The 22750-nt window shown below is 62.0% G+C and carries 23 protein-coding genes and 1 pseudogene; 5 read left to right on the top strand and 19 right to left on the bottom strand.

Annotated features, from left to right (window positions below; all coding sequences use genetic code 11):
- Positions 1 to 42: 42 nt before the first annotated feature.
- The 3 genes from betA to betI all read right to left on the bottom strand — a co-directional run bounded on the left by betA (position 43) and on the right by betI (position 3832).
- The gene (gene betA, locus E2K80_RS00200) at positions 43 to 1701 is read right to left on the bottom strand and encodes a choline dehydrogenase (protein WP_135371650.1); all 1659 of its coding nucleotides are present in this window, start codon (positions 1699 to 1701) and stop codon (positions 43 to 45) included.
- Between the two features lie 9 nt (positions 1702 to 1710).
- A complete protein-coding gene (gene betB / locus E2K80_RS00195) occupies positions 1711 to 3180 on the bottom strand; it encodes a betaine-aldehyde dehydrogenase (protein WP_443216540.1) in 1470 nt (489 codons plus the stop codon).
- A gap of 79 nt (positions 3181 to 3259) precedes the next feature.
- Positions 3260 to 3832: a choline-binding transcriptional repressor BetI gene (betI, locus tag E2K80_RS00190; RefSeq protein ID WP_135376415.1), complete on the bottom strand. Its 573-nt coding sequence runs from the start codon at positions 3830 to 3832 to the stop codon at positions 3260 to 3262.
- Between the two features lie 94 nt (positions 3833 to 3926).
- Here betI and choX point away from each other — a divergent pair, with 94 nt between their 5' ends.
- The 3 genes and pseudogenes from choX to choV all read left to right on the top strand — a co-directional run bounded on the left by choX (position 3927) and on the right by choV (position 6912).
- Entirely contained in the window at positions 3927 to 4853 is a 927-nt protein-coding gene (gene choX, locus E2K80_RS00185; RefSeq protein ID WP_135371646.1) for a choline ABC transporter substrate-binding protein, read from the top strand.
- Positions 4854 to 4991: 138 nt separating this feature from the next.
- Positions 4992 to 5885: a choline ABC transporter permease subunit gene (gene choW, locus E2K80_RS00180; RefSeq protein WP_135371644.1), complete on the top strand. Its 894-nt coding sequence runs from the start codon at positions 4992 to 4994 to the stop codon at positions 5883 to 5885.
- A pseudogene (gene choV, locus E2K80_RS00175) lies at positions 5885 to 6912 on the top strand (choline ABC transporter ATP-binding protein). The gene choW and the pseudogene choV overlap by 1 nt, the downstream one beginning before the upstream one ends.
- 110 nt (positions 6913 to 7022) lie before the next feature.
- Here choV and E2K80_RS00170 read toward each other — a convergent pair.
- The 7 genes from E2K80_RS00170 to E2K80_RS00145 all read right to left on the bottom strand — a co-directional run bounded on the left by E2K80_RS00170 (position 7023) and on the right by E2K80_RS00145 (position 13560).
- Positions 7023 to 7727, bottom strand: a complete 705-nt coding sequence (locus tag E2K80_RS00170; protein WP_135371642.1) for an RraA family protein — start codon at positions 7725 to 7727, stop codon at positions 7023 to 7025.
- Positions 7724 to 8569, bottom strand: coding sequence for an ABC transporter permease (locus tag E2K80_RS00165; protein ID WP_135371640.1), 846 nt, complete (start codon positions 8567 to 8569; stop codon positions 7724 to 7726). Before E2K80_RS00165 ends, E2K80_RS00170 begins: the two co-directional genes overlap by 4 nt.
- Before the next feature lies 1 nt (position 8570).
- A complete protein-coding gene (locus E2K80_RS19880) occupies positions 8571 to 8672 on the bottom strand; it encodes a hypothetical protein (RefSeq protein ID WP_338014567.1) in 102 nt (33 codons plus the stop codon).
- Positions 8633 to 9478: an ABC transporter permease gene (locus tag E2K80_RS00160; RefSeq protein ID WP_238475597.1), complete on the bottom strand. Its 846-nt coding sequence runs from the start codon at positions 9476 to 9478 to the stop codon at positions 8633 to 8635. Before E2K80_RS00160 ends, E2K80_RS19880 begins: the two co-directional genes overlap by 40 nt.
- Positions 9475 to 10965: an ABC transporter ATP-binding protein gene (locus E2K80_RS00155; protein WP_338014608.1), complete on the bottom strand. Its 1491-nt coding sequence runs from the start codon at positions 10963 to 10965 to the stop codon at positions 9475 to 9477. Before E2K80_RS00155 ends, E2K80_RS00160 begins: the two co-directional genes overlap by 4 nt.
- Before the next feature lie 139 nt (positions 10966 to 11104).
- Entirely contained in the window at positions 11105 to 12673 is a 1569-nt protein-coding gene (locus tag E2K80_RS00150) for an ABC transporter substrate-binding protein (protein ID WP_238475596.1), read from the bottom strand.
- A gap of 29 nt (positions 12674 to 12702) precedes the next feature.
- Positions 12703 to 13560 carry a carbon-nitrogen hydrolase family protein gene (locus E2K80_RS00145; RefSeq protein WP_210405411.1) on the bottom strand — a complete coding sequence of 286 codons (858 nt, stop codon included), beginning with the start codon at positions 13558 to 13560 and terminating at the stop codon, positions 12703 to 12705.
- Between the two features lie 106 nt (positions 13561 to 13666).
- Here E2K80_RS00145 and E2K80_RS00140 point away from each other — a divergent pair, with 106 nt between their 5' ends.
- Positions 13667 to 14584: a LysR family transcriptional regulator gene (locus tag E2K80_RS00140; protein ID WP_135371638.1), complete on the top strand. Its 918-nt coding sequence runs from the start codon at positions 13667 to 13669 to the stop codon at positions 14582 to 14584.
- A gap of 4 nt (positions 14585 to 14588) precedes the next feature.
- On the opposite strand, the gene E2K80_RS00135 is transcribed toward E2K80_RS00140, so the two are convergent.
- Together E2K80_RS00135 and E2K80_RS00130 are read right to left on the bottom strand one after the other, a co-directional pair.
- The gene (locus E2K80_RS00135) at positions 14589 to 15479 is read right to left on the bottom strand and encodes a DUF2927 domain-containing protein (RefSeq protein ID WP_168193053.1); all 891 of its coding nucleotides are present in this window, start codon (positions 15477 to 15479) and stop codon (positions 14589 to 14591) included.
- A 159-nt stretch (positions 15480 to 15638) separates the two neighbouring features.
- A complete protein-coding gene (locus tag E2K80_RS00130; RefSeq protein WP_135371634.1) occupies positions 15639 to 15956 on the bottom strand; it encodes a hypothetical protein in 318 nt (105 codons plus the stop codon).
- Positions 15957 to 16111: 155 nt separating this feature from the next.
- Here E2K80_RS00130 and E2K80_RS00125 point away from each other — a divergent pair, with 155 nt between their 5' ends.
- A complete protein-coding gene (locus E2K80_RS00125; RefSeq protein WP_135371632.1) occupies positions 16112 to 16399 on the top strand; it encodes a DUF1330 domain-containing protein in 288 nt (95 codons plus the stop codon).
- A gap of 13 nt (positions 16400 to 16412) precedes the next feature.
- Here E2K80_RS00125 and E2K80_RS00120 read toward each other — a convergent pair whose 3' ends face one another.
- From E2K80_RS00120 to E2K80_RS00090, 7 genes are read right to left on the bottom strand one after another with little or no spacing between them, the layout of a single operon-like run.
- Positions 16413 to 17345, bottom strand: coding sequence for an AEC family transporter (locus E2K80_RS00120; protein WP_135371630.1), 933 nt, complete (start codon positions 17343 to 17345; stop codon positions 16413 to 16415).
- Positions 17346 to 18143: an MBL fold metallo-hydrolase gene (locus tag E2K80_RS00115; RefSeq protein WP_135371628.1), complete on the bottom strand. Its 798-nt coding sequence runs from the start codon at positions 18141 to 18143 to the stop codon at positions 17346 to 17348.
- Positions 18144 to 18950 (bottom strand): TatD family hydrolase, encoded by an 807-nt coding sequence (locus tag E2K80_RS00110; protein ID WP_135371626.1) that lies wholly within the window; start codon positions 18948 to 18950, stop codon positions 18144 to 18146.
- Between the two features lie 20 nt (positions 18951 to 18970).
- Positions 18971 to 20095 (bottom strand): DNA polymerase III subunit delta', encoded by a 1125-nt coding sequence (locus E2K80_RS00105; protein ID WP_135371624.1) that lies wholly within the window; start codon positions 20093 to 20095, stop codon positions 18971 to 18973.
- On the bottom strand, positions 20092 to 20718 hold the full coding sequence (gene tmk / locus E2K80_RS00100) for a dTMP kinase (protein ID WP_135371622.1): 627 nt from the start codon (positions 20716 to 20718) through the stop codon (positions 20092 to 20094). The genes E2K80_RS00105 and tmk overlap by 4 nt, the downstream gene beginning before the upstream one ends.
- Positions 20718 to 21905: a D-alanyl-D-alanine carboxypeptidase family protein gene (locus tag E2K80_RS00095; RefSeq protein ID WP_135371620.1), complete on the bottom strand. Its 1188-nt coding sequence runs from the start codon at positions 21903 to 21905 to the stop codon at positions 20718 to 20720. Before E2K80_RS00095 ends, tmk begins: the two co-directional genes overlap by 1 nt.
- Before the next feature lie 16 nt (positions 21906 to 21921).
- Entirely contained in the window at positions 21922 to 22602 is a 681-nt protein-coding gene (locus E2K80_RS00090) for an SPOR domain-containing protein (protein WP_338014566.1), read from the bottom strand.
- Positions 22603 to 22750 lie beyond the last annotated feature (148 nt).

Below are 22750 nucleotides of genomic sequence, written 5' to 3'. Positions count from 1 at the left end.
TAATGGCGATAGATCATGGCTCAAAGGTAACGGCAGGGTGCTCTAACGCTGTGCGGCCTCCCAATCCGGGTGCATCCACGGTTCTGCATTCGAGGGGGGCAAGGGCGTTTTGCCCAGAATATGATCTGCCGCTTTCTCCCCCACCATGATGGAGGGCGCATTCAGATTGCCATTGGTGATCTGCGGAAAGGTCGAACTGTCGGCAAGCCGCAGCCGGTCAACGCCGATCACGCGCAATTCCGGGTCCACCACCGCCATCGGGTCATCGCGGCGCCCCATCCGCGCGGTGCCGCAGGGGTGATAGGCGCTTTCCGTATGGTCGCGAATGACACTGTCCAGTTCATCGTCGGACTGGAAGGCCGCGCCGGGCTGAATCTCATGTTTCATATATGGTTTGAACGCGTCTTGCGCGAATATCTCCCGGGTCAGGCGGATGCAGCGCCGGAAATCCTGCCAGTCCTGTTCTGTCGACATGTAGTTGAACAGGATTTTCGGCGGGTCCATCGGGTCGTTCGAGGCCAGTTTGATATGCCCGCGCGAGGGGCTGCGCATCGGGCCAACATGGGCCTGAAACCCGTGGCCCTCTGCCGCCGTCTTCCCGTCATAGCGCACCGCAAGCGGCAAGAAATGAAACTGAATATCAGGGTATTCAACCCCGGCGCGGGAGCGGATGAAGCCGGTGGATTCAAACTGGTTGGAAGACCCAAGCCCGGTCTTGGTGAAAAGCCATTGCGCCCCGATGGCGGCCTTGGACAGCAGGTTCCAGTGCCGGTAAAGGGTGATCGGCTGGCTGGCCGCCATCTGCACGTAAAGCTCCAGATGGTCCTGAAGGTTCTGGCCGACACCGGCGCGATCCGCGACCAGCGGGATGCCATGTTCCCCCAGATGCGCCGCCGGGCCGATGCCTGACAACATCAACAGCTTGGGGGAGTTGATGGAGGAGGCCGCAAGGATCACCTCGCGGCGCGCGCGGATCACCTGTGCCTGCCCGCCACGCATCACCTCAACCCCCAGGGCGCGGCCCTCTTCAATCACCACCCGGCGCGCCTCGGCCCGTATCAGATCGCAATTCTCACGTTTCAGGGCCGTGCGCAGATAGGCATTGGCCGCAGACCAGCGCCGCCCGCGCCAGACGGTCTGCTCAAACGGGCCGAATCCCTCTTGCTGATGCCCGTTGTAATCGTCGGTCTTTGGATAGCCCGCCTGCTGCCCCGCCTCGACAAAGGCATGATAAAGCGGGTTTTTCCGGGGGCCCCGGGTGACGTGAAGCGGGCCGTCAGTTCCGCGCCAGGCCGGGTCACCGCCAAACGGGCCGGGGTGCCAATTCTCCTGCCGTTTGAAATAGGGCAGCACGTCGGCATAGCTCCAGCCATCGGCGCCCATCTCGGCCCAGGTATCGAAATCGCGGGCATGGCCGCGCACATAGATCATCCCGTTGATCGAGCTGGAGCCGCCAATCACCTTGCCGCGTGGAGTGGCGAGGCGGCGGCCCCCCAGATGCGGCTCAGGCTCGGACTGAAAGCCCCAGTCATAGCGCGCCATATTCATCGGATAGCTGAGCGCGCCGGGCATCTGGATAAAGGGGCCGATATCGCTGCCGCCCGCCTCGATCACCAGAACCGAGGCCCCGGCCCCGGACAGGCGGCAGGCCATGGCGCACCCTGCCGAACCCGCACCGATTATGACAAAATCCGCTTCCATATCAGCGCCCTAATACGGGGCGTCCACATCACCCATGGCAATGTAGACAGTCCGGGTCTGGGAATAATGGGTCAGCGCCTCGCGGGAGTTTTCACGCCCCACGCCCGAGGCTTTCACCCCGCCAAACGGGGCCTCGACCGGGGCCAGATTGTAGCAATTCACATAACAGGTGCCCGCCTCGAAGCTTTGCACCACCCGATGCGCACGGGTGATATCCTGGGTGAAAACACCCGCAGCCAGGCCGAATTCTGTCGCATTGGCCCGGGCAATCACCTCTGTCTCGCTGTCGAAATCCAGAACGCTCAGCACCGGGCCGAAAATCTCCTCCCGGGCGATGGTCATGTCATCGGTGACATCGGCGAACACGGTGGGTTCAAGGAAAAACCCGCTTCTGTTCAGGCGTTTGCCACCGGTGAGTAGACGCGCGCCCTCGGCCAGACCTGTGGCGATGTAGCCTTCAACCTTTTTCATCTGCGCCTCGGAGACCAGGGGGCCAAAGCTGGTTGCCTCATCCAGCGGGTCACCGATCACCGCGTTTGACAGGCGCGCGGTCAGGCGGGCCAGAAACGCCTCTTTGATACCGCGTTGCATGAAGACCCGCGTGCCGTTGGAACAGACCTGACCGGAGGAATAGAAATTCGCCATGATCGCGCCCGAGACGGCGTTTTCCAGATCCGCATCCTCGAAGATCACAAGCGGGGATTTGCCGCCCAGTTCCATCGTCACATGTTTCATGCCCGCCGCCGCAGCCGCATAAACCCTGGCCCCCGTGGGAGCCGAGCCGGTCAGCGAGACCTTGGCCACCCTTGGATCGGTGGACAAGGCCGCGCCAACCGCGCCATAGCCCTGAATCACATTCATCAGACCCGGGGGCGCCCCCGCCTCGGTCAGGATTTCGGCCACTTTCAACGCGCAAAGCGGCGTGGTCTCTGACGGTTTGAATACCATCGCATTGCCACAGGCCAGCGCCGGGGCCGCTTTCCAGCAGGCGATCTGCGTGGGGTAATTCCAGGCCCCAAGCCCGGCACAAACGCCCAGAGGCTCGCGGATTGTATAGGCGAAATCCCCGCCGGGCAGCGCAATATGCTCTCCGGTAAGGCTGGCGGCTAGCGCGCCGAAATATTCCAGCGCATCGGCGCCGGAACCGGCATCGGCCACCAGCGTTTCCTGCAAGGGTTTGCCCGTGTCATAGGTTTCCAGCACCGACAGATCGCGGTTCTCGGCTCGGATCATCTCTGCCGCCCGGCGCAGCACACGGCCCCGTTCGGCCCCGCTGACCCCGGCCCAGATTTTCTGCGCCGCTTTCGCACTCTCCAGCGCCTGATCCACAATCGCGGGCGTCGCCGCGTGAAGGGTGGCCAGCACCTCGCCCGTGGCGGGATAGATCACCGGGATCGGATCCCCCGATTTATCCTCGACATATATACCATTGATAAAATGGCTGGCCTGGGGGGGCGTGAAGCGCATCGGGGTCCTCATTCACCGCGCAAAGGGCGCGAACCGGCGGTGTGTCTGGCGTCAAAGCGGATGGTGCTGGTCGAATCTATGTCTGACCCGGTCACGGGTCTTCAACCGGCGGCACATGCGTATCAAGATAGTCCAGCAACAGATCAATGGCGTCTTCAGCCGCCAGAACATCCCCCCCCAAAGCCTGCCGGATATAAAGCCCGTCGATCATCGCCGCGATGCCCCGGGTCAGTTGCAAAGCGCCCGCACCCGTCAGTTTGCGCAAATCGTGATACAGATTGCTGTGCAACCGGGCATGATAGACCCGCAACAGCCGCTCTGCCTCTGCCGATCGCTGCGCCTGAACATAGAAATTCATCCAGGCGGCCACCACTTCGGGCCGGAAATTGGTGGCCGAGAAACTGGCGCGGATGATCGCCTCAACCCGGTCCCGCGGGCTGTGTGCCATCGCCAGCGCACCCCGTACCTCAGCCCCGTAAAGCGTCATCACATGGCGCATGGCGGCGGCAAACATCTGTTCCTTGCCGCCGAAATAATGATGCGCCAGCGCGCTTGACATGCCCGCACGCTTTGCAATCTGCGCAACAGTGATGTCTAAGGTTCCTATCCGGCCGATCTCGATGATCGTTGCTTCAACCAAAGCGGACCGACGTATTGGCTCCATCCCGATTTTGGGCACATACTTCTCCGTTGAATGAATATGGTATAGAACTGATTAATATTGACTGACGAGTCAATCAAAAACAGGGAGAAACATCATGCTGAAACTGACGACAACCTCTGCCATTGCACTGGTGCTTGGCGCAGGCATTGCCGCCGCCGATTGCGAGACGATCACCTTTTCGGATGTGGGCTGGACCGATATTACCGCAACCACCGCCGCCGCCACTTATGTGCTGGATGCGCTTGGCTATGATACTGATATTCAAATCCTTTCCGTGCCGGTAACCTATACGGCACTGGCCGCTGGCGATATCGACATCTTCCTTGGCAACTGGATGCCGACGATGGAGGCCGATATCGCGCCCTATCGCGAGGCAGGCACAGTCGACACGGTTCGCGCCAATCTGGAAGGCGCGAAATATACGTTGGCAACAAATGCCGCAGGCGCGGCTTTGGGGATCGACAGTTTTGATGCGATTGCAGCGCATGCCGATGCGCTGGACGACAAGATATACGGGATCGAGCCCGGCAATGACGGCAACCGCCTGATCCTTGACATGATTGCCGCAGATGCCTTCGGTCTCAGCGATTTCGAGGTTGCCGAAAGCTCGGAGGCGGGAATGCTGGCGCAGGTTGCCCGTGAATCCGACCGGGACAACCCGATCGTGTTTCTGGGCTGGGAACCGCACCCGATGAATGCGAATTTCGACCTGACCTATCTGGAAGGCGGCGATGACTGGTTTGGCCCCAATCTGGGCGGTGCCACGGTGTTCACCAACACCTCTGCCGGGTATGTTGAGGCCTGCCCGAATGTAGGGGCACTTCTGAACAATCTGGAATTCACCCTGGCCATGGAAAACGAGATCATGGGCAGCATTCTGAATGACAGGCAGGACCCGAGCGATGCGGCCGCCGCCTGGCTGTCGGCCAATCGTGATGTGCTGCCCGGCTGGCTGGATGGTGTGACCACCCTTGACGGTGGCGACGCGGTTGAAGCCGTAACCGCCGCGCTTGACATGTAACGCCGAGTTTGGGGCGGATGCCACAAGGCACCCGCCCCATATATGTGGAAAGAGACATGCCATGACCGGATCGCCTGCCTCGCGACATCCTGCCAAACATCCGGCCCGAAGGGTGGAAATGACCAAGGACATCTGCCCATGCTAAGCTGGTTTGAAGACAACAAGCTTCCGGTCGGGCGGATTGCGGGCGATGCCTTTGACTGGTTGCAGGATAATGGCGCATGGTTCTTCGACGGGTTGTCGACCCTGCTGGATGCGCTGATCGGCGGCATTCTGAACGTGCTGCAAAACCCGCTTGATATCTCCTGGGCCACCGGGGCGGAACGGTATCAACCGCTTTACAACCCTGAATTTCACCCGTTCCTGATTGTGGCGATTTTCACATGGGCCGCCTGGCTGATCCATCGCCGCTGGCAGGTTCCGGTCCTGATTTTCCTGGGGTTTCTGTTCATCCTGAACCAGGGATACTGGGAGGAAACAACCGAAAGCCTGACCCTGGTCCTGTCGGCCTGCGTCGTCTGCATGGCGGTTGGGGTGCCCATCGGCATTGCCGCCGCCCACAGGCCCAAAGCCTATCAGGTGATGCGCCCGATTCTGGATCTGATGCAGACCCTGCCCACCTTTGTCTATCTGATCCCGGCCATCGTGTTTTTCGGCATCGGCATGGTGCCCGGCCTGATCGCCACGGTGATTTTTGTGTTGCCCGCCCCGATCCGGCTGACGCATCTGGGCATCTCGTCAACGCCCAAACCCCTGATCGAGGCAGCGGAAGCCTTTGGCGCGACAGCCCGGCAAAAGCTCTGGAAGGTGGAACTGCCCTATGCCCTGCCGCAGATCATGGCGGGGCTGAACCAGACCATCATGCTGTCGCTGAGCATGGTTGTGATCGCCGCACTTGTGGGTGCCGACGGGTTGGGGGTGCCAGTGGTCCGCGCGCTGAATTCGGTCAACACCTCGCTTGGATTTGAAAGTGGTTTCATCATTGTGGTCGTGGCCATCATGCTGGACCGGATGCTGCGGGTGGAACGCTGATGTCAGTTGCTGTTGAATTCGATGCGGTCTCGATCGTCTTTGGAGAGAAACCGGAAACCGCCCTGCCCCTGATGGATCAGGGCCAGACCCGGCAACAGGTGCAATCGGCCTGTGGGCAGGTTCTTGGCGTTCATGATTGCCGGCTTGAGGTCGAGACCGGCGAGATTCTGGTGCTGATGGGCCTGTCAGGTTCGGGAAAATCCACCCTGCTGAGGGCGGTGAACGGTCTGAACCCGGTGGTGCGCGGTGCGGTCCGGGTCAATGACGGGACCGAAATGGTCGATATCACCCATGCCGCGCCCGCCACGCTGCGCCGGATGCGCCAGACCCAGATTGCCATGGTGTTTCAGGCCTTTGGCCTGCTGCCCTGGCGAACGGTGCGCGAAAATGTGGGGCTTGGTCTGGAACTGGGCGGTCTGTCCGCCGCAGACCGGCGCGCGCGGGTTGATGCGCAATTGTCGCTGGTCGGCCTGACCGACTGGGCCGAGCGCAAGGTGGGTGAGTTGTCGGGGGGATGCAGCAGCGCGTGGGGCTGGCCCGCGCCTTTGTGACCGAAGCGCCGATCCTGCTGATGGATGAGCCGTTTTCGGCCCTTGATCCGCTGATCCGCACAAGGTTGCAGGATGAACTGATCGACCTGCAACGGGAATTGAAACGCACGATCATCTTTGTCAGCCATGATCTGGATGAAGCATTCAAACTGGGCGACCGGATCGCGATTATGGAAGGCGGGCGGATCGTGCAATGCGGCACGCCCAAGGATATATATTCTGATCCCGCCGACGCCTATGTCTCTGATTTTGTGGCAAATATGAACCCGCTTGGGGTGCTGTGCGCCTGCGATGTCATGGAACCGGTTCAGGGCACGCCCTCGATCTGGGTCGGCCCTGATGAGGATATCCGCAAAGTGATGGAGATCATCGGCGGGGAAAACATGCCTGTCGGCGTTAAAGAGGACGGTCAGGCCATCGGGCAGGTCACCAAGGACCGGGTGCTGTCCAAACTTCTGGACCCAAGGCAGGGTTGAAGCGCGGCTATAGCACGTCTCGAAAAATCTGACTCACAAAAGCCCTGCCAAGCGATTGCTTTCTCGGGACTTTTGTGAGGCTGGATGTTTCAGCTATTTCAAGACGTGCTTTACTTAACCAGCAACATTCCGGCCTCAACCAGCGCCGTGGCACCCGTGATCTCACCCAGGAGCGGCATGGCACCGCTGCGGGCTGCACGCCGGGCGGCCACGATCTGCCCGCGTTCCAGCGCGATGCCGGCGATCAGTTCCGCCTCTGCCGGGGCCATCGCATAGACACCATCGGCATCCGCCAGCACCGCATCCCCTGCCGCAACCGCCACCCCGCCACAGGACACCGGCACCTGCGTGCGCCCCCCAAGGTTCAACAGGCGGGTGGTGATCGGCGATGTGCCACGACACCAGACCGGAAACCCAAGTGCGGCCAGTTCCACGGTATCCGTGCAAGGGCCGTCGATCACCGCGCCGATGATCCCGGCCGCCATGGCTGCGGCGGCCACCCCATCCCCCAGACAGGCATGGCGCCGGTCCCCCAGACGGTCGATCACCAGAATATCGCCGGGTTCCGCCAGGCCGATGGCATGGTGCAGGATGGTCGAACAGGGGCCGGGGCATTGCACGGTCAGGGCGCGGCCCGCCAGCCGCGGCGCCAGCCCGGCATTCGGCACAATTCCGGCCTCCATCGCGCCCCAGTAGAGGATATGCCCCAGCATCGTGGTTTCGCATTGCACCAGCGTGTCTATCAGCCCGGCGGGCAGCGGCGCGGGCGCAGGCCCGATGCGGTATTTCGGCGGCGATGGCAGGGGCTGGTTCATCTTTCTGACCTCAATGTCGGGTCCAACCTGTCGCGCAGCCAGTCACCTGTCAGGCTGACCGACAGCGCCAGAAGGAAAATGATCGCCCCGGGAAACAGGGTCAGCCACCAGGCGGTCATCAGCCGGTCGCGCCCCTCGCTCATGATCTGGCCAAGGCTGGTCAGGGGCGGCTGCACCCCAAGTCCAAGGAAAGACAGCGCGGTTTCCAGCAGCACGGTCAGTGGCAGGTTCACGGTGAACTGCACCAGTGCCACATTCAGGATATTGGGCAGAACATGGCGCAAGTAAATCCGCATCGGCGAGGCCCCAAGCGCGCGCACCGCGGTGACATAGCCATGTTCCTTCGCCGACAAGGTCGCACCGCGCATCAGGCGGGCATATACCTCCCACCCGTTCAGGCCGATCAACAACAGAAACAGAACAAAACTGTTGTCGAACATGGCCAGCACGAACAGCGCCACAACGATGATCGGCAATGAGGCCTGCACATCAATCGCGGCCACGATCACCGCCTCGGTCGGGCCCCGCCTTGCGGCGGCAAGAATTCCCAGAAGGGAGCCCAGAACCGCCCCGATCAATGTGCCCGCGATGGCAACGACCAGGGTGATCTGCGCACCAACAGCAAGCCGGACCAGCACATCCCGGCCCCGCGCATCGGTGCCCAGAATATATTCAGGCGATCCCGGCGGCAGCAGCCGGTCAAACATCGAGGTTGCCCGAAACTCATGGGGGCTGAGGAACTGGCCGAACAGCGCGAAAAGCACGAAACCCGCGATGAAGACCAGGGATAGCCTGACGCTCCATGGCATGGGCGGGCGGCGATATGTGGCGGAGTGGCTCATCTCATTTCACCCGAATGCGCGGGTCGATCAGCAGATAAAGCAGATCGACAATCAGGTTCGCCATCACCATCGTGAAGGCCACGGCCAGAACCAGAAACTGCACGGTGGCAATGTCCCGCGTCGCAACCGAGCGGACAAGAAGCTGCCCCACCCCGGCCAGGCGAACACCTGTTCAGTCACCACCGAGCCGGCAATCAGCGACCCAAGCGACAGACCCACCAGCGTCACCAGCGGGATCGCCGCATTCGGCGCCGCATGCAGGATCAGGCGGCGCATGAAGGGCACGCCCCGGGCCTCGGCGGCGCGCATGAACGGGGCATTGATCGTTTCCAGCAAGGAAGACCGGGCAAAACGGGCAAAACTGCCCATCGCCGCCAGACCAAGCGTCAGGGCGGGGAACAGAACATAGGCACCCGCACCGGCCAGAAACACCTGAAACACCAATGCACCGATCAGGATCAGACACAGGCCAAACAGGAAATTCGGCATCGCGAAGGCGAAAACAGAAAACCCCATCACGAAACGGTCCAGCATCCGGCCCCGGTTGATCGCCGCAACCGCGCCCAGCGAGATGCCCAGTATCAGCGCAATCGACAAGGCGGTCAGGCCCAGATGCAGGGTATAGGGCAGACGGTCGAAAAACAGCGCCTCCACCGGGCGGCCGGTATGAATGGAATATCCGAACTCCCCCCGGAACAGCCCGGCAATATAGCTGGTATATTGCTGCCAGAGCGGTTGATCGAGCCCCATGGCGCGGGCATATTGGTCGATCACCTCCTGCGGGGCGTCAGGCGGGGCCAGGGCCGCCGCCGGATCGCCGGAAAACCGGATGAAGATGAACACAAGGGAAACCGTGATCAGAAGGGTCAAAGCAGCGCGGATCACGCGGGAGAGGATATAGCCGGTCATGCCGCGCTGCCCGCCACGGCCAGATCAAGCCCCGGCGCGGCCTCCAGCAGAGTTCTTGTATAAGGATGTGCCGGATGATCGAAAACCTGCCCGATGGCCCCGCGTTCGACAACCCGGCCCTGTTGCATCACCAATATCTCGTCACTGATCGCGCGGGCCACCCGCAGGTCATGGGTGATGAAGACCATGGCAAAGCCGAACCTTGTCTGCATATCGCGAAACAGGTCCAGAATCTGCGCCTGGATCGAGACATCGAGGGCTGACACAGCCTCATCCGCGATCAGAAGCGCAGGTTTCAGCGCCAGTGCGCGGGCAATACAGATACGCTGGCGCTGCCCGCCTGAAAACTCATGGGGGTAGCGGTCGGCGGATTGCGCGGTCAGCCCGGTCAGCTCCAGCAGGTCTTCCGCCTGCCGATGCGCCTCACCCACCGGGGTGCCATGGATGATCGGGCCTTCCGCAATCGCGGACCGGATCGTCTGACGCGGGTTCAGCGCGCTGTAAGGGTCCTGCAACACAACCTGCACGGATCGGCGCAGGGCGCGCAGATCGGCACCCCGGATATGGGTGATATCCTGCCCCCGGAAACGAATTTCCCCCTGTTCCACCTCTTCCAGCCGCAACAGGCAGCGCGCCAGCGACGACTTGCCAGAGCCGCTTTCCCCCACCACGGCAAGGGTCCGTCCCGGGGCCAGCGACAGGGACACATCGCGCACCGCCCGGGTCACCCGCCGGTTGAACAGCGGGCCGGAACGGTAGGTCAGATATAGCCCCTCCGCCTCCAGAAGCGACGGCCCTGACGGGTCGGAATGCGCCCCCTCAACCGGGCGCGATGCCGCGATCAGCCGTTGCGTATAGGGGTGTTGCGGATGCTCAAGCACATCTGTGGCAGGGCCTGCCTCGACGATCTCGCCATCTTTCATCACCGCAACCCGGTCGGCGATCTCGGCCACAACGCCGAAATCATGGGTGATGAACAGGGTCGACGCGCCCCGTTCTGCCTTCAGGGTCGCGATCAACTCAAGTATCTCGGCCTGTGTGGTGACATCCAGCGCGGTTGTCGGCTCATCGGCGATCAGTAGCGCCGGGTTCAGCAACAGCGCCCCGGCAATCACCACCCGTTGTGCCTGCCCGCCGGAAAGCTGATGGGGATAGGCCGCGAAAATCCGGGCAGGCTCGGGCAAACGCACCGCTGCCAGCATGTCCAGCACCCGGGCCCGGCGCTCTGATGCGGCAACCCCATGGACCTGCAAAATCTCTTCCAGCTGCCGCCCGACCCGTTTCACCGGGTTCAGGCTGGCGCCAGCATCCTGAAAAATCATCGCCATCCCGGCGCTGCGCAGGGCCCGATAAGCCGGGTCGCGCTGTGGCGGCAAGGCTGCGCCCTGAAACACCACCCGCCCCCCGGTCACCGGCAAAGCATGGGGCAGCATGCCCAGAATGGCCTGCCCGATCACCGATTTGCCGGACCCGCTTTCGCCGACCAGACACAGGGTTTCACCGGGCCTTATGTCAAAGGAAATGCCGCTGACGGCCTCGGCCCGGTCGCCCCCGGGGGCAATGCGATGCCGAGGTCTTCAACCGACAGAAGCGGGGGCGCGTCAGCGCCACCCGCGACAGTCTCGCTCATTCGTCGCTGCTCATATAGAGGCTGTCAAAAATGGTGACCGCGGAATTGCCCGGGTCCCAGTCAAGATCGGAATCGACGGCATAGCTGACCACATTGCGCCACAGATACATCCCCGGCGTCATATTCTCCCATTCCTCGACCAGCGCCAGATAGGCGGCATTGCGTTCCTCGAACTCCTGCGCCTGTTCAAAAGCCTCGCCCAGCTCATAGAACCGTTCAGAGGCCGCCCATGTCTTATGGGCCGCGCGCACCCGGCTGGATTGCGGGCCCCAATCCATCCAGAGCGGGCGATAGGGGTCACCGGAAAACTCGCTGGACATGGACATGTTCAGCAGATGGAAGGGCCGTTCATAGGCCAGCGAGAAATTATCCTTGATCTCGATGGCCACATTGATCCCGACCTCGCGCCATTGCTCGACCATGAACTCCGCCGCGATCTCGTAATTGGGATAGAAACCGCGCACGATATGCCAGGTCAGCTCTTCCCCGTCATAATCGCTGGCGGCCAGCAATTCGCGGGCATGATCCGGGTCATATGCGATGCGCGGCTGACGATCCGGGTCAAAATAGGCACCGTATTCGGGGAAGTTGAACGGCGCCGGTACAAAGGTGGCATCGCCCCAGATGGCTTGGGTGATCGACACGCGGTCAATGGCCGCCACCATCGCCTGCCGCAGATTGACATCGGTCAGCGGATTGTCCGGCAGCGCCTCGGTCTCCAGCATGTTGAAGGCGAACATCGGATAGTTTTCGATGCTTTTGGTCAGAACGGCCACACCCTCGGTGCCATCCACCTGGCCAATCTGATCGGCAGGGACAGAGACGACCACATCAAATTCACCGGCCACCAGACCGGCAAAGCGGGTGGAGAATTCAGGGACGATCTGGAAGGTCAGACTGTCTGCGGGCACATCCCCACCCCAGTAATCGTCAAACGCCTCGGCAACAACGGAAACCGACGGATCGAACGAGATCATCCGGTAGGGTCCGGTGCCAAGAGGCAACTGGCCAAACGCGTCCGTGCCGACCTCTTCATAATAATGCTGGGGCAGCACGAAACCCAGGGGCGTCACCAGACGGTAGATGAAATTCGGGTCGGGATAGCTGGTCTCGACCTCGACGGTCAGCGGGCCGGTGGCCTCTACCCGGATGATCCCCCTGGCATAACGCGTGCCGCGCGGTGCCAGCGGTTCATCGCCCCAAAGACGTTCGGCCGACATGGAAAACGCCACATCCCCGGCATCCATGATATGCCCGTCATGAAACGGCACCCCGTCGCGCAGATTGATCTGCCAGACATTCGGCGACAACCGCTCCCAGCTTTCGGCAAGCCAGGGGACCAGTTCGGTCCCGTCCGGGTCTTCCCACCGGTTGCGCCGCACCAATGTGTCAAAAATATTGGAATGCACACGGGCGCCCGAGGTTGAAATCCCGATCACCGGGTCCATTGTCGGCCACAGGTTATCCACCGCGATCACCAGGTCTGGACGATCCTGGGCGAAGGCACCGGTCGCCATTACCAGCGCGGCGGCACTGGTCATCAAAAGCTTTCGGAAATGGGTCATGCGTCTCTCCTGTCGGATGCGCCCTTGCGTCAGGCAGGCGCTGTTTGTTGTGCGCTGACGCGCGTGAATGTGTAGTCGCGTTCGTTTTTGAGCGAGGGGATCTGCTGTCGCGCGCTTGCCACCTTGCCAATATCAAGCGTCACCATGTGCTGACTGGCAGTCTCTCCGCCCAGATCGCATATAACTTCACCCCAGGGGCTGATGATGATGGAATGGCCCCAGGTATGGCGGCCATCCGCATGATCCCCCACCTGTGCTGCTGCAATCACCCAGGCGCCGTTTTCAATGGCGCGGGCGCGCAACAGAACCTCCCAATGGGCGCGGCCGGTAGGAATGGTAAAGGCGGAAGGTACGAACAGAACGGTCGCCCCCGCCTTGGAATAGTCGCGGTAAAGATGCGGAAACCGCAGATCATAGCAGATGCTCAACCCCCAGGGACCCCAGGGCGTGTCAACAAGCACGGCCTCAGCCCCCGGCGCATAGCGGGAGGATTCGCCGGTTGCCGGGCGGCCCTCCAGAAAGACATCGAACAGATGCACCTTGTCATAGCGCGCCACGATGGCCCCTGTGGGGTCGATCAGTGTGGCGTGATTGAGATAGCGGTCATCCTTGGCCTTGACCGGAGTTGATCCGGGCTGAATCCAGATGCCATGCCTGGCTGCAAGCTCCTGACAGGTCAGCAAAAACGGGTCATCCGCCTCTGTGGTGATCTGGCGGCGCGCATCCTCTTTATCCTTGTTCATCATCCCCGCCGCTTCAGGCAGGGCAAGCAGGTCGCACCCATCGCCCGCAGCCCGTGCTGCAGCCTCCGTGACCGTCTGCTGATTGACCGCATGGCGGTTGCCCGATGTCATTTGCAGCATCGAGACGCGCAATTCCGATCTCATCCATTACCCCCCAAGGATTATCATATATGTCAATGTTATGCAGAAAATTCCCGCCAAAAAAGCGCAATAAACTTGCGTATCGTCTAATTTCCTAACATGTTGACCTATGGCCCGAACCCGCCGACTGCCCCCGCTGAACGGTCTTCGCGTGTTGGAGGCGATCCGCGAGACCGGATCGGTCACCGCCGCAGCGAAACGCCTGACGGTCTCTCACTCTGCCGTCAGCCATCATGTCAAACAGCTTGAAGCCTGGGTCGGTCGCCCGCTTTTCGCCCGGCGGGGCCGCACGATTGCCCTGACCGAAGCGGGGGAAAGTCTGGCCGGTGTCGTCCATTCCTCTTTCGATGCGATCCGGCATGAACTGGACCGCCTGCCGATCCGGTTTGAACGTTCGGTCAGCCTGTCGGTTCTGCCGATCATCGCCGAAACCGTGGTCCTGCCACAGATGCACCACTTCACCACCCTGCATCCGGGCATCAGCCTGCATATCAGCCTGGCCCAGACCGACCGGCCCAAAACGCCAGCCCCCGATATCGAATTGCTGTTCAGCGAACACAGCCGAATGCTGCCCGAGGAAACCGTGATGCTGCCCGGAACCGCCGTGCCCGTGGCGGCACCTGCCTTGCTGGACAGGGCGGGCGGTGACCCGGTCCACCTGCTTGAGCAGGGCCCGTTCATTGCGGATGAGGATTTTCGTATGTGGCAACGCTGGCGCGATCTGGCCGCCGATCAGATCACACCATCGGATTATGCGCCGCAGCTGATCCTCGAAGGCTCATTTCTGTTGCAGAAAGCGGCTTTGAACGGGTTGGGTGCCGCGATCTGCCGGACGGCCACAATTCAGGCTGATCTGGATCGGGGCGCGCTGGTGCGCCTGTCTGAAATCAGGATTGACGAAAACTGGTCCTATACGCTTCGCCTTGCGCCGCAGCGGGCCAATGAACCTGCGGTCTGGGCGGTGCGTGACTGGCTTATTTCACTCAGCACGGGACAGGCGGGCGACACCGGCCTTGTCGCGGAATAGCCACTCAGCCCCGGGCAGCCACCTGTCTGGCAATCGCTGGCAGGAGCCGTTCAACCTGATACGGGGCCATGCCGGGCTGCAAGGACGGGTGGTAGAGCATCTGCAACAGCAATTCATCATGTCGGGTCAGCACCCCGAATTCTTCATCATCATTGAAGATCGAAGGCCTGACCCGAGGGCTGTCATTGGCCAGCCCCATGCCCTGGGCCAATTCCTCTTCAATACAGGACTGACGCATAAGCGGCGGATGTTCCGCACGGACAATTGCAATCGCCTGGTCATAGCCCTGCGACTGATCCCGGTTCGGCACCGCCACAGCCATACAGAAGGTGTTGCGTCCCATACCCGTCACCGCATTCACCGCTGCGCGGCTGATCCCCGGCACCAGTTGGCGAAGTAAGGGGCCAAGGCCGGATCGTTCCGCATCACTGACAATCAGCACATGGAAATTCGGGGAATTGGCGGTCAGCGCCACCGCGTGGCCCGACGCGGTTTCCAGCCGATGCGCCACCTGCCGGATCGTCGCCAGATCCGCGCGTTGCTGTCCGGCATCTACAGATGCGCCGAACCGCACACCCAGCCGCACCGGTTGCACCCAGCGCCGCAGCGGAGAGGCCTGCCCGCCGCTGGAAATTGAACCGCCCCTGAGACTGTATTCAGAGCGCATGGCGATCTGCATGAAATTGGAGGCCAGATCATCAGCCGAGAACCGCACCCCCCGCGGGCGACGATCCTGTCGCAGATTGCCCTCGCTGACCAATCGCGCTTCAAGCTGATGATAGTAAGACCCCAGTTGTGACCCGCTGGGTGATACCGGGCGCGTTGTAAGATTAACCGGCGTCGCACTTGAGGCCGTAACCTGCTGCGCTTCGGCAGTGCCCCATACGACCAACATCCCAAGCAGGCAGCATAGCAAGACGGTAAAAGATGATCTGCCAAGTTCAGTGCATAGCTGCACAGCTGATCCCTTCGCTGTCAGGCCGCTGGCGGGCGGCAATCTGGTGGCGCTGTTCGAACACATGTGTGGTCAGGGTCAGACGCTATCATATGAATGTCAAATAAACCTTTTTAGAGAATATATCAGAATATCCACCTGACGCAGGGTAAAACGGCAGGCTGTTCCGACCGATTGCGAATCCTGCAAATACGCACATACGGCTTTCGCAGCTCTCAATTTCATGTGGTTTCCCGGCCCTTTAGCGCGCGCATGATCCCTCATGAAAATCCTGTAAATATTGCGAATCATGGACAGATAGCGGGTGATCGTCCGAGTTCTGTGCCAATGGGGCAAACAGGCCAACGCCACCGAAACCCGTTGTTCTGGCCCCGTATCCCCTGCCGAAACCGGCTTATCCAGCAACAGAATCAGCATGTCTTGCAACACAGTGTGAACCATGGCCGCTTCAACGGAGGCAGGCCATGATGCTTGACCTTCGGCACCGCCAGCGCTTTTGTGGCTTTCGGACCAAATGGAAAATCCATCACAACCGGGCGCATCGCACCCCGCTCAAATGAAAGGCGTCCCTCATGCCCAAAGGCTATATCATCGGCCATATCACTGTCACCAACGCCGAGGCTTACCCGGAATATGTGCGCCGCGACACGCCTATTCTGAACAATCTGGGCGGGCAGTTCATCATCCGGGGCGGCCAGTCCCAGGTGGTCGAGGGTGAGGCGTTTGAACGCCATGTGGTGATCGAATTTCCGTCTTATGCCGAGGCTCTGGCCGCCTATAACGACCCGGAATATCAGGAGGTCGCCGATATCAGGCGCAGCTCTGCCGACAGCGTGATCATCGTTGTGGAAGGTGTCTGAAAGCCCCCGGCAATCAGGGTAAAATCGCCAGCCAGGCCGAGACGGTGACAACCGACAGGGCCGTGCCGATCAACACGGCAGAGGCCGCAACCCGGCGCGCGGCGCCATACATATTCGCAAAGATATAGGTATTGATCCCCGGCGCCATCGCAGCGGTGACAACGGTCGAGCGGAGAGGCCCGGGGGCAAGATCGGTCACCACCCGGCCCATCAGATAGCCGATGCCCGGATGCACGATCAGCGACAGCACGCAGACAAACCCGATGACCTTGGCATCCCCTTCAGGGGAATAGCGACGCAGCACACCGCCCAGACCGAACAGCGCCGCAGGCAGGGCCGCGCGGATCATCAGGTTCAGCGCCTCGGTCAGAACACCCGGCATCGTCAGACCGGCCAGATTGACCAGAAAGCCAAGCGCCACACCGATCATCAGCGGATTGCGGAACATCGCGGTGCCGACCGTGCGGATCAGACGGGCGGGCGACCCGCTGTCGCCGCGCACAATCTCCATCGCGGTGATGCCAAGCAGATAGCAGAAAGCCGCATGCAGCGCGACGATGACAAAGTTCGGGCCAAGGGCCGCCGCCCCATAGGCGCGTTCCGTGATCGGCAGGCCAAGCAGCACCGTGTTGGCGAAAAGACAGCAAAAACCGATGGCGACGCTATCCTCCCACGGTCGCCGGAAAAGCCAGCGCGCCCCGGCCAGCCCCGCGAAGAAACAGATAGTGGACCCGGTATAGAAAGACACCAGCAGCCGCAGATCGAAATTCTGCCCCAGATCCAGCGTTGCGATGGCCATGAACAGCAGGCAGGGAATGGCGAATTTCTGGGTGAAATTCATCAGCCCATCAACACCGCTGTCGGAAAAGGCACCGCGCCAGACGGCCAGATATCCCGCGCCAATCACCAGAAAAACCGGGAGAACGACAGAGATCAGATCGCCCATTCAGATCTCGTACCGGATCACCATACCATCATAGGCAGGGGTGATATGATCCGGCGTCTCTGCTGCGACAGTCTGATAATCAAGGTCGATATGCATATTGGTCAGCACCGCCCGTCGCGGGGCGGCCTGCGCAATCCAGTCCAGCGATCGTTCCAGATGGGCATGGCTGGGATGGGGCGTGCGGCGCAACGCATCCAGCACCCAGCAATCCAGCCCCTGCAATACCGGCCATGTGGCGGCGGGGATGCCCGACACATCGGGCAGATAGGCCAGATCGCCGATCCGAAAGCCAAGGCTGTCAATTGTGCCATGCTCCACCTCAAACGGTGTGAAGCTGATGGCGCCCCCGGCCCCGTCGATGGTGACATCGCCGTCAAGCGTGTTCAGATCAAGGATCGGCGGGTAGGCCGAGCCGGGCGGTTGCACAAAGGCATAGCCGAACCGGCTGAGAAGATTGTCCTGGGTTGGCCCGTCGGCATAAACCGGCAGGCGGTGCCGCATGTTGAAAACGATCATCCGCAGGTCATCAAGCCCATGGGTATGATCCGCATGGGCATGGGTATAAAGCACCGCATCCAGCCGCCCGACGCCCGCATCCAGCAATTGCTGGCGCAGATCAGGCGAGGTGTCGATCAGAACCGATGTCTCCCCCTGATCGGTGATCCGCTGAACCAGCAGAGAACAGCGGCGGCGGTTGTTTTTCGGCTCTTCCGGGTCACAATCTCCCCAGACATTTCCCAGCCTCGGCACCCCGCCGGATGATCCGCAGCCCAGAATGGTGAACCGCAGCTCTGCCATTCAGGCAGCCCGTTTCCAGGCAACAGCCTTATGGAACAGCCGGTCGAAATTGGCGCTGGTCCGGGCGGCGAAGGCAGCCTCGCTCAACCCGAAAACCTCGGCCCCGACACGGGCGGTATGGGCGGTATAGGCAGGCTCATTCCGTTTGCCGCGATAGGGTGGCGGGGCCAGATAGGGCGCATCGGTCTCCACCAGAATCCGGTCCACAGGGGCGGCTGCGAAAATCTCGCGCAACTCGGTGGATTTGGGAAAGGCGGCAATGCCGGACATCGACAGGTAAAACCCCAGATCAAGGGCGGCCCGGGCCAGCGCCGCGCCGGAAGAAAAGCAATGCATGACACAGCTATACGGCCCGGCGCGATATTCCTCGGTCAGGATGCGGGCCATATCGTCATCCGCCGCGCGGGCATGGATGATCAGCGGCAGGCCGGTGCGGCGCGCGGCCTCGATATGCACGCGCAGGCTGTCTTGCTGAACCGCCGCGCTGTCTGCGGTGTAATGATAGTCGAGGCCGGTTTCGCCAATGCCGACGAATTTCGGGTGCGTTGCAAGGGCTTCCAACGCCTCGACCGAGGCCATTGGCTCCTCGACCACGCTCATCGGATGCGTCCCGGCGGCCCAGAAAACCGGTGCGAACCGATCAGCGATGGCCTGAACCCGGGGGGCATTGCCCAAGCGCGTGCAGATCGTGACCATCCGGGTGACACCGGCAGCCCCGGCACGGACGATAATTTCGGGCAATTCCTCGGCAAAATCCGGGAAATCCAGATGGCAATGGCTGTCAACAATCTGCGGCGTGGCGGGCATGGGGTACTGGTCCAGGGGGGTCAGGCAGGCGCGCGCGCCGCCGTCTTTTCAAGGCTCAGACACATATCAAGGATGAGCGCGGCAGGGTCAAGGTTGACTGCCCTGCCCCGGCGCGCGCGCGCGGTCAGCCCCTGCGCCAGGTCGGCCCATCCCCGCGCGACCGCCGGATCGGGGGCCAGACGCAACAACATTTCCCCCTCTCCCGCCACGATATCCGGCGGCGCTGTGCCGGTGGTGCCCGCGCGGGCAAGGCGCGACAGCAGGCGGTCGATCAGGGCCAGCGTCAGATCAAACCGTGCCTCTGCCCCGCGTGCGCCTGCGGCTTCGGCCAGTTTGCTGGCCCGCGCCCGGTCCATACCCGGCATTGAGGCGAACAGCGCCACAAGATCCGCATAGAGCGTCAGCCCGTCCAGATCCGCCAGCCGCACCGCCTCCCCCACGGAGCCTTCGGCCAGTTCCGCCAGCGCACCGCTGCTGTCGGTCTCGACCCCCGCCCGGGCAAGGGCGCGGGACAGATCAGCCTCGGGCAGACCTGTCAGGCGCAGACGTCGGCAGCGGGACAGGATTGTGGGCAGAAGCCGCGAAGGCTGATGCGCCACAAGCAGCAGGATCGCCTTGGCGGGCGGTTCCTCCAGCACTTTCAGAAGCGCATTGGCGGCATTGGTGTTCATCTCATCAGCGGCATCGACAATCACCACCCGGCGGCCCCCGTCACTGGCCGAAAGCGCAAAGAAATCCTTGAGCTTGCGCACCTCGTCCACGGTGATCTGCGCCTTGAAGCGTTTGGTTTTCTGATCCCAGGGACGGCGCAGCAGCATCAGCCCCGGTTCAGACAGCGCCCGCAGGCGACGCGCGATCGGATGATCGGTGGGAATGTCCAGATTGTCCGGCTGAGGCGTCGCAAACAGCGCCTCCCCGGTTTCGGGCGGGGTGGCCAGAAGAAAGCGGGCCATCCGCCAGGCAAGGGTCGCCTTGCCCACCCCGCGCGGCCCGGTCAAGAGCCAGGCGTGATGCAACCGATCCGAGGTGAAGGCGGTCAGAAATCCAGCCTCGGCCTCGGCCTGACCAAAAAGCTCTGCCGTCTCGCGCGGGTGGGGCGCGCCGTCAAGCCGGTCAGCCTCGGGCGGGATATCCTCGACACTCATGACAGGCGCGCGATGGCAGTTGCCAGAATATCGGCAGCAATCTCGCCCTCTGCCCGGCTGGCATCAATCAACACGCAGCGGCCCGGATCAGCCTTGGCCAGATCCAGAAACCCGGCGCGAAGCTTCTGCTGGAACGGCAGTCCGAAATCTTCAAACCGGTCCTCGCCCGATCCGCGCGCAAGGCCACGTTCCAGCGCCGCATCAGGGTTCATATCAAGGATCAGGGTCAGATCCGGTTCGGTCCCGATCACACGGGCATGAATATCATCAACCAGACCGCGCAAATCCCCCCTTGTGGCCCCCTGATAAACCCGTGTGCTATCGGCGAACCGGTCGGTGATCACGACCTTGCCTGCATCCAGGGCAGGCCGGATCATGCGTTCCAGATGGTCCCGGCGGGCGGCAGTGAACAGCAGGATTTCGGTCTCGGGCGACCAGCGATCCGGCGGGCCTTCCACCAGCAGGCGGCGGATTTCCTCGGCCCCTGCTGCGCCCCCCGGTTCACGGGTCTGCACAACTTCGAACCCCCTGCCCTGCAAGGCCTGGGCCAGCAGCCGGGCCTGCGTTGACTTGCCCGCCCCGTCGATACCTTCCAGGCTGATGAACAGCCCCGCCCCGGGCATCAGCTTGGGGCCGGGGCCGGATCGTCGCCCAGGATATCGCGCAGCAGCGTCCGGGCGGCCGTGGCCAGCCGCGTGCCGATGCCGCCGCGCGCAACCGCCTCTGCGGCGACCAGCGGAATGCTCCGCTCGTCAAAACCCTCCATGCGGATCACCAGATGGCCCAGTTCTGCCCCTGCCTCGATCGGGGCTGTGACCGGCCCTTCATAAATCACCTCGGCCTCGATCCGCTGATCCTGAACAGCAGGCACCAGCATGGTCACATCCTCTGCCGGAGCCAGCCCGACATCACCCGCAGCCCCCATGAAGACCTCGGCACGCGCAACGACCTCTCCGGCCAGAACAACATCGCGCTCGGCAAACTGGCGGAAGGCCCAGTTCACGATCCGCTCAGCCTCGCGCGCCCGGTCGCCTGCGGTTTCAAGCCCGGCGATCACGAAGGTCACCCGCCGGTCACCCTGCACGGCAGAGCCGACCAAACCATACCCCGCCTCTTGCGTGTGGCCGGTTTTCAACCCGTCAGCGCCGATATTCAGCGCCAGCAGCGGATTGCGGTTGAACCGGTTATCCGGCGCACGTCCGTCAAAGGCGAACTCGGTTTCGGAAAAATAGGTGTAGTATTGTGGAAACACAGTGATCAGCCGCTCCGCCAGAATGCCCAGATCCCGCATGCTCATCACATGGCCGGGTGCAGGCCAGCCCGAGGAGTTGCGGAAGGTGGAATTATCCATCCCCAATTGCCGCGCGCGTTCCGTCATCATCGCGGCAAAGCCTTCCTCGGTTCCGTCCGGGCTCAACGCCTCGGCAAACACCACACTTGCATCATTGCCCGACAGAACCACGATGCCCTGAATCAGATCCTCGACACTGACCCGATCCTGGGTTGTCAGGAACATGGTGGAGCCGCCAAAGCTCATCGCATGGGCGCTGACCGGCAGACGGGTCTCCATGCTCAGACGACCATCTTCCAGCGCCTCGAACACCATGTTCAATGTCATCAGCTTCGACATCGAGGCCGGCGGCAAAGGCAGCTGGTCATTATGGCTGAGCAGGACCTGCCCGGTATTGTGATCAATCACATAAGCCGCTTCGGCCTCGGTCTCGAAAGCCTGCACCATGGTGACATGGGCCGTAAGGACCATGACACATATGGCAATGGCGGTGAAAGCGGATCGGACAGGTGCGATCATAAGGTCCCTATGGGGTTCAGTTGGTCACGAAATACGCATCCTGGAAACCCAGGCCACGCACGGTTTCCAGCAATTGCTGACGCTCAGCGCTGCTTTGCGACGGCCCGACGACGACACGCCAGAACCGGCGCGAACTGCTGCTTTGATCATAGATGGTGGGCACCATCCCCGCCGTGCGCAAGGCCTGTGCCGTGTTGTTGGCATTTTCTTCGATGCTGAAAATCCCGATCTGGATATAAGGCCGCGCAAGAGTGGATGCCGGAGCCGCAGCAACCGTCGGCACCGGTGCCGATGCGGGGGCGGCAGCCTCGCTTTCATCAATCGCGGCAGAGGCCGCCGCGATCGGGTCAAGCGATTGCGCCTCTATGGTTTCCGGTGCGGCAGAGGCGGCAGCCACCTCCTCGCTGGCTGGATCCGGCAGGGGTTCAGGTTCCGCCGCGCGGCGCAGGGCCGTGACATTCAACTCGGTCGGCTGACCGGCAATGATATTCAGCGCCGCCGCCGCATCAGACGAGATTTGCAGCGCCGGGCCGGGATTGTCGCGTTCACGCCGGAACAGCGCGCCGATGACAAACCGGTCACTGCCTGTATCGCGGATGATCACCCTTTCAGGATCGGTCGCATCCGGGTGCGCGACCCAGACACCGCCAAGCGACGGGCGGCCATCCCACAGCCCCTGATCGGTGACCTGAAACACCTCTGGTGCCTCGACATCGCGTTCAACAAGGCGCGTGGCCCCGATGGCGTCAGCCCTTCTTCTGTGCCCTCATCCGCGTCAGTGCTGCCCTGCCCGAAGGGCAGCTGAAACCCGTCTTCGCAGGCCGCCAGACCCAGAAACCCTGCCA

Origin of the sequence: Rhodophyticola sp. CCM32, from assembly GCF_004751985.1 — a bacterium.
Classification (GTDB): Bacteria; Pseudomonadota; Alphaproteobacteria; order Rhodobacterales; family Rhodobacteraceae; genus Rhodophyticola.
The sequence above is the reverse complement of the archived record's forward strand: the minus strand, read 5'-3'. Positions and strand labels throughout refer to the sequence as shown.

Coding starts and splice junctions, on each gene's coding strand:
- E2K80_RS00170 (WP_135371642.1), bottom strand. CDS start 7,727: ATGAACCAGCCCCTGCCATCGCCGCCGAAATACCGCATCGGGCCTGCG.
- betA (WP_135371650.1), bottom strand. CDS start 1,701: ATGGAAGCGGATTTTGTCATAATCGGTGCGGGTTCGGCAGGGTGCGCC.
- E2K80_RS00095 (WP_135371620.1), bottom strand. CDS start 21,905: ATGATCGCACCTGTCCGATCCGCTTTCACCGCCATTGCCATATGTGTC.
- choW (WP_135371644.1), top strand. CDS start 4,992: ATGCTAAGCTGGTTTGAAGACAACAAGCTTCCGGTCGGGCGGATTGCG.
- E2K80_RS00165 (WP_135371640.1), bottom strand. CDS start 8,569: ATGAGCCACTCCGCCACATATCGCCGCCCGCCCATGCCATGGAGCGTC.
- tmk (WP_135371622.1), bottom strand. CDS start 20,718: ATGCCCGGGGCGGGGCTGTTCATCAGCCTGGAAGGTATCGACGGGGCG.
- choX (WP_135371646.1), top strand. CDS start 3,927: ATGCTGAAACTGACGACAACCTCTGCCATTGCACTGGTGCTTGGCGCA.
- betI (WP_135376415.1), bottom strand. CDS start 3,832: ATGGAGCCAATACGTCGGTCCGCTTTGGTTGAAGCAACGATCATCGAG.
- E2K80_RS00145 (WP_210405411.1), bottom strand. CDS start 13,560: ATGAGATCGGAATTGCGCGTCTCGATGCTGCAAATGACATCGGGCAAC.
- E2K80_RS00115 (WP_135371628.1), bottom strand. CDS start 18,143: ATGGCAGAGCTGCGGTTCACCATTCTGGGCTGCGGATCATCCGGCGGG.
- E2K80_RS00105 (WP_135371624.1), bottom strand. CDS start 20,095: ATGAGTGTCGAGGATATCCCGCCCGAGGCTGACCGGCTTGACGGCGCG.
- E2K80_RS00135 (WP_168193053.1), bottom strand. CDS start 15,479: ATGTTGGTCGTATGGGGCACTGCCGAAGCGCAGCAGGTTACGGCCTCA.
- betB (WP_443216540.1), bottom strand. CDS start 3,180: ATGAGGACCCCGATGCGCTTCACGCCCCCCCAGGCCAGCCATTTTATC.
- E2K80_RS00125 (WP_135371632.1), top strand. CDS start 16,112: ATGCCCAAAGGCTATATCATCGGCCATATCACTGTCACCAACGCCGAG.
- E2K80_RS00120 (WP_135371630.1), bottom strand. CDS start 17,345: ATGGGCGATCTGATCTCTGTCGTTCTCCCGGTTTTTCTGGTGATTGGC.
- E2K80_RS00110 (WP_135371626.1), bottom strand. CDS start 18,950: ATGCCCGCCACGCCGCAGATTGTTGACAGCCATTGCCATCTGGATTTC.
- E2K80_RS00130 (WP_135371634.1), bottom strand. CDS start 15,956: ATGCTGATTCTGTTGCTGGATAAGCCGGTTTCGGCAGGGGATACGGGG.
- E2K80_RS00160 (WP_238475597.1), bottom strand. CDS start 9,478: ATGACCGGCTATATCCTCTCCCGCGTGATCCGCGCTGCTTTGACCCTT.
- E2K80_RS00150 (WP_238475596.1), bottom strand. CDS start 12,673: ATGACCCATTTCCGAAAGCTTTTGATGACCAGTGCCGCCGCGCTGGTA.
- E2K80_RS00140 (WP_135371638.1), top strand. CDS start 13,667: ATGGCCCGAACCCGCCGACTGCCCCCGCTGAACGGTCTTCGCGTGTTG.